Below are 9459 nucleotides of genomic sequence, written 5' to 3' on the forward strand. Positions count from 1 at the left end.
GATCCGACGATGGCGGAAATCCCTTGCCGGAAGCTGTGACTTCGACCCTACGGTCCCGCCGGGAAGCAAATCCACCGGTGAAGGCCAAACTGCCTCGCGCTATCCGATTCTGCCCGTTTCTGCCGCTGCGATCGGCAATTCCCCGAAAAGCGCCGTCGAGGGAAAAGACCGTCAACGCCCCGCCGTGGTCGCGACCCGACGGGTGTCGTCCACGGGCGGCAGCTCCGCCGCTTTCGTCCGCACGGCCACGTGCGCCACCACGGCGGCCACGGCGAGGGACAGCGCCGCGGCGACCAGCAGCGCCCCCGGCCCGAGCGACTGGATGACGACGCCGCTGAGCGCCGCCCCCAGGGCTCCGCCCAGCGACACGAACGAGCTGATCCACGACTGGGTCTCCGCGGCCATGCTCGCCGGGGACTGCTCGCCGACGGTCGTGTACAGGCCGACGAAGCTGGGCCCCACCGCCATGCCCATGAGCGCCGCGGCCACGACCAGGACCGCCGTCCAGGTGAAGCTGGCCGCCGCCACCAGCAGCGTTCCGGCGAACAGCACGGTCAGCGTGACGGGGAACGTGGCCAGGGACGACCTCCGCGCGGGCAGCGCCCCCAGCGCGAGGCCGCCCACCACGCTGCCCACCGACATGCAGCTGAGCAGCACCCCGCTCAACAGCGGCGAGTCGTGCTCCAGCGCCCAGGCGGGGAAGGACAGCTCGATCGCGCGGATCCCCAGGAAGAAGAACACCACCGCCACCATCGTCCGGCGCAGCGCCCGGAGGCGCATCGGCCCCAGCCAGTGGCGATCCGGCGACCGCGGCTGCTTGCGCTGGTGGGGCAGCTTGAGGGAGAGCAGCAGGACGGTCGCGCAGGTGCTCAGCAGCGCGGACGCGGCCAGGGCCGCCCACGGCGCCACGGCCACCACCAGGAACGCCCCGATGGTCGGCCCCACGATGAACCCCACGTCGGTCAGGACCGCGTCCAGCGACAGGACGGTCGTCCGCAGGTCGCCGGTGGTCATCGCGCGCCACATCAGCCTCGTCACGACCTGGATGGTGGGTATGGCGGCAGACGAGACGAACGCGCAGGCCACGGTCGTGGCGAACGGTCCTTGCGCGCGTTCGTTCAGCACGAGGACGGTCAACGCGCCCAGGTACACCACGAGCGACGGGAGCATCACGACGGCGTAGCCGAAGCGGTCCATGAGCCTGCCGCGCAGCGGGACGGTCACGCCCGCCAGCGCCGACACCGAGACCACGACGGCCGCCTGGTGGAAACCCCGGTGGTCCGCGGTCGCCAGCAGGAGCGCGACCGAGGAAATCCCGAGCATCAGCTTGCCCGCCACCGCCGCCACCAGAGACGAGAGGAATTTCGGCAGCGTGAACAACCGTCGGTACGGGGTCAGGAAATTCATGTGCTCCACTGCTTTCGCCGGACGAACCCCTTTCTGCCGGGAATGACCGGCGGGGCGACCGGATCGAACTGTACGGTCGCGTTTTCAGACGCCTCGCGCGTCTCCCCACGCGAGGACGTGGAGCCGGGTGGACAGGTTCCAGCCGCGGCGGACGACCTCGTCGGCGAGGTCGGCGAGCCGTTCGCCGATCTGCCGCGCGGAGGTGCCCTCGGGCATGATCCAGACGGACCGCAGCGCGAACCGGTCCACCAGACCCGCGACCTCGTCCAGGTCGGCCGAGTCCCGGCAGACGAACTTGAACGCGGTGCCGGGGTTGTCGTTCAGCGCCCGCAGCGCCTCCGGCCGGATGCGCCGCGCCAGCGGGTCGGACGCGTGCGCGAGCTTCGGGGACACGTTGAACCGCACCACCTCGTGGCCCAGCAGGGCCTCGACCGGGACGACCGTGCCGTTGGTCTCGATCTCGACCCGGTTGCCCGCCCCCACGAGCTTCTCCACCAGGGGCACCATACCGCGCTGCTGGTTGAGCGGCTCACCTCCGGTGATGACCGTGAGGTCGGCGTCCATGGCGAGCACCGCCGAGGCGACGTCGTCCACGTCCATCGTCGTCAGCTCGACCTTCGGGTCGTAGGCGACCCCGCCGTCGGCCACGCCGCGCCAGTCCCACGTGTACGGGGTGTCGCACCAGCGGCAGTGCAGGTTGCAGCCGCCGAGCCGGAGGAACCCGCAGCGCCTGCCGCACGACGGGCCCTCGCCCTGCACGGTCGGGCCGAAGACCTCGCTGACGACCAGCCGTCGCGTCAGGACGGCGGTCACCGCGACCCCGCCACGATCGGCCGGTACTCGGCCCACGTCTTCGGCGTCTCGGAGACCCGGACCGCGGACAGCTCGGGGATGCGGCCGCTCCACTCCCGGTACACCCACATCGCGATGTTCTCGGCGGACGGGTTCGCGCCCGCGACCCGGTCGTTCAGGTGCCGGTGGTCGAGTTCGGCGTCGACCCACTTCTTGAAGTCGTCCAGCTCGCCGTAGTCCCGCACGAACCCGGCCGGGGTCAGCTCGTCCGGGTGGGCGCGCAGCTCGATCTCGATGACGTAGTTGTGCCCGTGCAGCCGGGCGCACTGGTGGTCGGCGGGCAGGTGGGCCAGCTGGTGGCTGGCGGAGAAGTGGAACTCCTTGGCGATGGTCAGCATCGGGCGGCGTCCTTTCGCTGGGGACAGCGGAGCGCGGTCAGCGGAGCGGGTCGATCACGAGGTCGACGGTGGCGCGGACCTCGGCCATGCGCCGGATCAGCTCCGCGCGGTCCGGCGCGGAGACGCTGACCTTGACCGGGATGGTCTGGATGCTGTCGGTCGTCGGCACCGCGTCGCCCGGCCGGTAGCCGACCACCAGCTTGTCCACGCCGGGCATCCGCTCCACCTCGTCCAGCCCGCGGATCTCCACCAGACGACCGGCGGGCCCGTCGTTGCGGATGGCGTTGGCGCCGCAGAAGGCGTCGAACCGCACCGGTTCCTTCGCCATCCGCGGCACCTCGCCCAGCCGGCAGTCCAGGGTCTGGCGGTGCGGCTCGAAGTCGCTGTGCGCGATCCACGCGTCGACCATGGGGTAGGCGGGCAGGCGGGCGCCCAGTTCGATCAGGTACGCCTCTCCCCCGGAGACCTTGATCTCGGTGTGGCAGGGCCCGAGGCCGACGCCGAACGCGTCGAGCACCTGCCGCGCGTAGTCGACGGCGAGCGGCCAGTCGGGGTCGTCCCGCGAGATCTGCGCCCATTCCCAGTAGGGGAACGAGTAGTCGCGGTCGTCGGGCTGCCGGTACTCCCAGACGTCCACGACGTGGTGCTCCCCGTCGTGCGAGAAGGAGTTCACGCCCAGTTCCCTGCCCCGCACGTACTGCTCGACCAGCCACGCCTCGACCGGCCGCCCGAAGGGGTCGGTGCGGTGCAGGGTCGAGAGGTCCTCGACGTCCTCGGGACCGCTCACCAGCCGGGTGCCGTGGGACGCGGCCCCGGCCGTCTGCTTGACGATGGAGGGGAACCCCACGTCGAGCGCGGCGCGGGCGATGGCGCTCGGGTCCTCGGCCAGCGCGAACCGGGGGATGCGGACCCCGGCCCGCGCGGCGGTCTCCCGCATCACCGACTTGTCCCGGCGGGCGAGCGCGAGCCGCGCGCCGTTGCCGGGCAGGCCGAGCTCGTCGGCCAGCGTGTCCGCCTTGGCCACGGCCACGTCGTTGGCGGGGACCACCGCGCGGATGTCGGCGCCCAGGTCGGCGAGCCGCGCGCGGATCTCGTCCAGCTCCACGGCGTAGACGGTGACCGCCTCGCCCTCCCGGTGCTGGGGCCACCGGGCCACGACGTACTCGCGGGGCATGGTGTAGACGGAGATCACGTCCATGCCGCGCTCGGCCACCAGCGGTTTGAAGCGGACGCTCTCCCCGTAGGGGTCCATCAGCACGACGGCGGGCGTTCCGGTTGGTGAGCTGGTCATGGCGGTGCTGACGACTCCTGGTCGGGTGACTGGTCCTGCGGTCGGGGTGGTGGTCGGGTCACATCGAGGCGCTCGCCGCGGTCTCCGCGTCGGCTTCGTCGGCCTCGTGGGAGAAGTAGCCGGTGGCCGACTTCGCCCCGTTGCTCACGTGCGAGCCCTCCTGGATCTGGTACAGCGAGTTGAACTCCGCCGCCGCGATCGGCAGCCGCCACGACCCGGCCTCGCTCCGGACGGACCGGGAAGCCTTGCCCCGCACCAGCTTCGCCGTCGGCTCGTTGTGCGCGGCGTGCGGGCCGTAGTAGATCGGCAGCGCGTCGGCCGCGCGGTAGGACGGGATGAAGACGCGGCGGTACAGGTCCGAGAGGTTCTTCTCCGACGAGTGCAGCAGCAGGGGGTGGATGAACACCACCGCGCCCGCGGCCCCCTCGCAGTCGACGACGGCCGAGTCGTCCAGCCCCACGGCCGACGGCGACTCGACCTTGCCCACGAAGTGGCCTTCCGCCTCGTGGTGGAACAGGCCGTGCCGGTGCGACCCCGCCACGACCCGCAGGCAGGCGTTCTCCCGCGTCGCGTCGTCGAGGTAGATCAGCGTGGCGACCAGGTCGGTGTTCGTGTGCGGGTAGAACGAGAAGTCCTGGTGCCACTCGACGACGCTGCCCACGCGCGGCGGCTTCACGTTGAGCTTCGAGTACTGGAGCACGATGTCGGAGCCGATCAACTGCTCGACGGCGTCCAGCAGGCCCGCGTCCTCCGCGATGGCGGCGAACAGCTCGTCGCGCGAGGTCGGGGCCCAGATGCGGCGGGCCTTCGAGCTGTCCTCCGGCTCGGCCTCGGCCACGCCCGCGAGGTCGGCGGACACGAGCAGCCCGTCGACGACGGCGCGCGCCTTCTCGATCAGCCCCGCGTCGAATATCCCGTCGACGACGCAGAACCCGTTCTCCCGGTAGAAGTCGACCTGCGCCTGACTGAGCTTCTTTCCCATTGAGAACCCTTTCTCGCGGAACGAAAAGACCTGCCGCGGCGGACGACTACCCGTGCCCGCCCGTGTCGGCGGCGTCGAAGTCGATCTCCAGCCGGACCGCGGCGCGCGCGGCGGCGATGACGCCGAACACGGTCGCCCGGTCCGGGCCGTGCACCGAGGCGCTGACCGGGATGCACATGTTGTGGTTGGTGACCGGAACGCGGTCGCCCGGCTCGAACTCCACGAGCACGTCCGCGACGCCGGGCAGGGCGGTGAACTCGTCCATCCCGTGCACGGCCACGAGCGTGCCGGGGCCGACGTCGTTGCGGACGACCACGGAGCCGAGCACGGACCGGAAGGCGTGGTCGCCGCCGATCACCAGCGGACGGCGGCCGAGGAAGCACTCCACGGCCTCGTGGAACGGCTTCACGTCCGAGTGCCTGCCCCACAGCGGCACGGCGGGCCCGCCGGAGAAGCGGGCGGCGAGTTCGATCAGGTGGACGTCGTCGCCCTCGCACTTGACCTCGATGTGGCTTGGGCCCCAGCGCACGCCGAACGCGTCGAGCACCTGCTCGACGAACCGCTCCACCGGACCGTGGTCGGGGTGGTCGGCGCCGATCTGGACGATGTCCCACAGGGGGAAGTCGTAGTCGCGGTCGTCGGGCTGCCGGTACTCCCAGGCGTCGACCATCCGGTGCTCGCCGTCGGCGCTGTAGAAGTTCACCGCGTACTCGCACCCGCGGACGTACCGCTCCACCAGCCACTCGGTGACCGGCCGGTCGCTCTTGTCCACCGCCAGCGCCTTGGTCGCCTCGTCCAGGCCCGCCGGGTCGCCGACCACCTGCACGCCGTACGACCCGGACCCCATCGTCTGCTTCACGATGACGGGGAAGCCGATGTCGTGCGCGGCCTCCGCGATGTCGTCGAGGGAGTGGACCAGCCGGAACTCCGGGACGCGGACGCCCGCCGCCTCGGCCCGCAGCCGCATCGCCGCCTTGTTCCGCCGTGCCGCGCTCAGGGCGGGGTCGTTGCCGGGCAGGCCGAGCCGGGCCGCGATCTCGTCGGCCAGGTGCACGCTCATCCCGTCCGCAGGGACGACGGCGTGGGGATCGAGCCCGGACTCGCGGACCCGCCGGACGGCGTCGTCCACGTCGTCGGCGCGCACCACCTGCTCGTCGGGGTCGACGGGCGCTTTCGCCGACGACGGACCCGCGGACAGCGAGACCACGCGGAACCCCAGGTCGCGGATGGCGGTCCGGTACTCGCGCCCGTTGCCGCTGTTCGCGGGGTCGATCAGCAGGACAACCGGGGTTCTCGGTTCCACAGGACTTCCTCTTCGGCAAAGCGGACGGGGACTAGCGCGCGACCATGGTGCTGGCGGCCTCCAGCACCACGGCCTCCGCCGGGTGGACGCGGTCGATGTCGGCGACCGCGGCCATCAGTTCGAACACGTCGACGTTCGCGATCTCGGCGCACCTGCTGATCAGCGGGAAGAAGCTGGAGTGCGTCCGGGTGATGCCGCCGACGAGCTGGTACGTGCGGTCGTCGTGCAGCCGCTCCAGCGGGCGCACGACGGACTCGCTCAGTTCCGCGAGGGCCCGGAAGTCGTACGTGGTGCGGTCCCCCCTGGCGTACAGGGTCGCCGCGAACGCCTCGGTCACCGTGTTCCCGGCCCCGCGGCCGATGCCGTCGAGCGTCGTGTCGACGAACTTCGCCCCGCCCATCGCGGCGGCGAGCGAGTTGGCGTTGGCCAGGTTCAGGTTGTCGTGCCCGTGGAAGCCGAGGGGGACGTCCACGGACCGGCCGACCTCCTCGAACAGCTCGGTGACGTCCGAGGGCAGGTACCCGCCGACGGAGTCGACGAGGTAGACGGTGTCCGCGCCGAACCCCGCGCACCGCCGGACCGCGTCCGTGACGCCGTCCAGGCCCAGCAGGTTCGTCTTCATGAGGTTGACGAACGTCGTGATGCCGAGGTCCTTCGCCAGCGCGAGGAAGTCCTCCGCCGGTGCGACGGTGGAGATGTCCACGCCGACCCGGACGAACCGCATACCGGCGTCCGCCGCCTGCCTGAGGTGGTCCAGCTCGGCGATTCCCGGAATGCAGAACATTCCCCAACTCGCCGTCGTCAAGACCTCGGACGCGATGCGGAAGCACCGCGCGTCGGAAACACGCGTGGCGTGCGGCGTGCGTTCGGCGGCGTTGAGTCCCAAACCGTGCCCGAGTTCGATGAAACGGACACCCGATCCCTCGAGGCCGCTCAGGACGCTCCTGATCGTCGCCTCGCTGAACTGGAAGTCCACGGCGTAACTGCCGTCGCGGAGCGTGCAGTCCAGGATTTCGACTTCAGGAGATCGCTGATCCTCGATGACCGACTGCGATGTCTCTGACATTGAACACCTCAAGCAGAAAGTGCGGGAAATCGCTGTTTCCGACAATATCAAGGAAATGTGCTCCCACCGGCGGCAGAACCCCGGCAGAAAAGCGCTCCGCGCGGGGCCCAACTGCCTCCCGGCCTACCGCGCGGCCGGGCCGAGCCGGACGGTGTTGCGGAGGTCGCCGACGCCTACGACACGGGCCTCCACCGTGTCCCCGTCGGCGATGACACCCGCGCCAGGCGTCCCCGTGGCGATCACGGTCCCGGCTTCGAGGACCATGCCGCCGGAGAAGTAGCCGACCAGCCAGTGCGGGTCGTACATCATCGCGGACACCTGGTTGGACGCGATCGTCTCCCCGTTGACGACCGTGGAGATCCGCACCGAGGCGAGGTCGGGGACCTCGTCGGGCGTGACGATCCACGGGCCGAGGCTGCAGAAGGTGTCGAAGGCCTTCGCCCACGGGATGTGCCGCGCGTTGACCCGGATCGCGTCCTCGGCGGTCATGTCCAGGACCGCGGTGTACCCGAAGATCACCGACCCGGCGTCCTCGGGCCGCACGTCGCGGCAGGTGGTGCCGATGACGACGCCGAGTTCGGCCTCGGCGGTGACCCGCTGGGACTGCGCGGGGAGCAGGATGGCGTCGCCGTCGCCGATCACCGTGGAGGACGGCCGCAGGTACGAGCCGGGGGCGTCGGTCGGCTGCCCCACCCCCAGGTCGTCGGCGTGGCGCGCGTAGTTGAGGCCCACGCCCCACAGCTTCGGCGGGTGCCGGTAGAGCGGGCCGAAGTCCGGCTCGGCCACGGCGAGCACGCCCTGGTGCGGCAGGCCCGCGACCGTGGCCGCGAGCGCGGCGGCCTCGCCCTTCACGATGACGTCGAGCAGGGTCGGGCCGTAGTCGGTGCCCGCGGTCGCGTTGACGAGGCTCAGCACGGCGATCCCGTCGGGGACCGCCACGCCGACGTCCTCGCCGGTCTCGGTGTTCAGGGTGCAGAGTCGCACTGGGTCATCCCTCCTGGCGGTGTCGGGTCACGCGGCCGCGGTCAGCCAGGCGATGCCGACGATGTTGAGCATCCGGAACGTCGCCACGTCGTGGCGGTCCACGCGGCGCAGCACGCCGAGGATGAGCAGGTGGTAGACGTCGTCCGCGCACTCGGCCGCCGTCATGCCCATCCGGGTCGCCGCCTCCGGCACCGACCAGTAGTCGTCGGTCTCGCTTGACATCGTTGACAGCAGGTCGCGTTGGCGCCTGCTCAGCGCGGCGATGGTGCGGTGGACCGACGCGAAGGCCTCCGGCCTCCGGTGGTCGCCGTGGGGTCGCCGCACGACGCTGAGCGGCTCGGTGTCGAGCTGGTGGGCGAGCTGCCTCGGCGAGTAGATCAGGCTCCAGTGGGCGGCGACCTCGAGCGCGGCGGGGATGCCGTCGAGCGCGCGGCAGATGCCGGCGACGTCCGCGAGGGTGCGGTGGTCGGGCCGGAAGGCGGGCTGGATCCGCTTCATCCGGTTGAGCAGCAGCGCCACCGACGCCACCTGGTCCAGGTCCGCCGTCGGGGTGTCGGCCGACGGCAGCGGCAGCGGCGCGAGGGGGAAGAGGGTGTCGAGGGGCATGCCGACGGGGTCCCTCGTCGTGACGAGGATCCGGAGCAGGGGGCACGCCGCCAGGATGTTGGTCGTCAACGCCTCCAGCTCGTCCTCCGGCCGGGCGCCGTCGAGGACGAGGAGGCCGTCCACCTCCGCGCTGGTCTCGACCAGCCGTCGCCGTCCGTCGAGCCCGGAGCGCACGACCTCGCGCAACCACGCGGGCCGCTCCGGAGCGCCCACCGGGGTGCTCCCGCCCCGGAACCGGTCGTCGTCGAGCGGCAGCCAGACGACCGTGAGGCCCTCGGTCGTCTCCAGTCCGCGCGCCACCTCCAGCGCGAGCCGCGTCTTGCCGACGCCCTCGATCCCGGTGATCGTGACCAGCCGGTGGCGCTTGGGGCCGAGCATCGCCGTCAGCGCCGCCACCTCCTGCTCGCGGCCGAGGAACGGACCGCCCACGGCCGGTTCCGCCTCCCTCGTCAACGCGCCCGGCAGGTGGTCGTTCGCCAGCCGGTCCATCTCCGGGACGCCGAGCCCGAGCGCCGCGGAGAGCAGGCGCAGCGTGTCCGTCCTCGGCTGCCGCACCCGTCCGTTCTCCAGGTCGCGGATCGCCCGGACGCTGAGGGTGCTGGAATTGGCCAGCTGCTTCTGGGACAGCCC

9 protein-coding genes are annotated in these 9459 nt (G+C 71.4%); all 9 read right to left on the bottom strand.

Annotation, left to right across the window (positions count from 1 at the left end; genetic code table 11):
• Positions 1-171 precede the first annotated feature (171 nt).
• Complete coding sequence (locus ACFWW9_RS03555; protein WP_390370964.1) at positions 172-1407, bottom strand: MFS transporter; 1236 nt, start codon at positions 1405-1407, stop codon at positions 172-174.
• A gap of 84 nt (positions 1408-1491) precedes the next feature.
• A complete protein-coding gene (locus tag ACFWW9_RS03560) occupies positions 1492-2220 on the bottom strand; it encodes a 7-carboxy-7-deazaguanine synthase QueE (RefSeq protein ID WP_390370965.1) in 729 nt (242 codons plus the stop codon).
• Positions 2217-2597 (bottom strand): 6-pyruvoyl tetrahydropterin synthase family protein, encoded by a 381-nt coding sequence (locus ACFWW9_RS03565; protein ID WP_390370967.1) that lies wholly within the window; start codon positions 2595-2597, stop codon positions 2217-2219. Before ACFWW9_RS03565 ends, ACFWW9_RS03560 begins: the two co-directional genes overlap by 4 nt.
• Before the next feature lie 37 nt (positions 2598-2634).
• Positions 2635-3888: an ATP-grasp domain-containing protein gene (locus ACFWW9_RS03570; RefSeq protein WP_390370968.1), complete on the bottom strand. Its 1254-nt coding sequence runs from the start codon at positions 3886-3888 to the stop codon at positions 2635-2637.
• Positions 3889-3946: 58 nt separating this feature from the next.
• Entirely contained in the window at positions 3947-4870 is a 924-nt protein-coding gene (locus tag ACFWW9_RS03575) for a phytanoyl-CoA dioxygenase family protein (RefSeq protein WP_390370969.1), read from the bottom strand.
• A gap of 46 nt (positions 4871-4916) precedes the next feature.
• Positions 4917-6173 (bottom strand): ATP-grasp domain-containing protein, encoded by a 1257-nt coding sequence (locus ACFWW9_RS03580; protein WP_390370971.1) that lies wholly within the window; start codon positions 6171-6173, stop codon positions 4917-4919.
• A 31-nt stretch (positions 6174-6204) separates the two neighbouring features.
• The gene (locus tag ACFWW9_RS03585; protein WP_390370972.1) at positions 6205-7239 is read right to left on the bottom strand and encodes a hypothetical protein; all 1035 of its coding nucleotides are present in this window, start codon (positions 7237-7239) and stop codon (positions 6205-6207) included.
• Positions 7240-7362: 123 nt separating this feature from the next.
• A complete protein-coding gene (locus ACFWW9_RS03590; protein WP_390370973.1) occupies positions 7363-8223 on the bottom strand; it encodes a fumarylacetoacetate hydrolase family protein in 861 nt (286 codons plus the stop codon).
• Positions 8224-8250: 27 nt separating this feature from the next.
• The coding region (locus tag ACFWW9_RS03595) for an AAA family ATPase (protein WP_390370975.1) at positions 8251-9459 on the bottom strand (1209 nt) is incomplete at its 5' end.

Origin of the sequence: Umezawaea sp. NPDC059074, from assembly GCF_042738955.1 — a bacterium.
Lineage (GTDB): Bacteria > Actinomycetota > Actinomycetes > Mycobacteriales > Pseudonocardiaceae > Umezawaea.

Bases quoted from the DNA above. Each gene is read 5' to 3' on its own strand.
- ACFWW9_RS03575 (WP_390370969.1), bottom strand. From the start codon at position 4,870: ATGGGAAAGAAGCTCAGTCAGGCGCAGGTCGACTTCTACCGGGAGAAC.
- ACFWW9_RS03565 (WP_390370967.1), bottom strand. From the start codon at position 2,597: ATGCTGACCATCGCCAAGGAGTTCCACTTCTCCGCCAGCCACCAGCTG.
- ACFWW9_RS03555 (WP_390370964.1), bottom strand. From the start codon at position 1,407: ATGAATTTCCTGACCCCGTACCGACGGTTGTTCACGCTGCCGAAATTC.
- ACFWW9_RS03585 (WP_390370972.1), bottom strand. From the start codon at position 7,239: ATGTCAGAGACATCGCAGTCGGTCATCGAGGATCAGCGATCTCCTGAA.
- ACFWW9_RS03570 (WP_390370968.1), bottom strand. From the start codon at position 3,888: ATGACCAGCTCACCAACCGGAACGCCCGCCGTCGTGCTGATGGACCCC.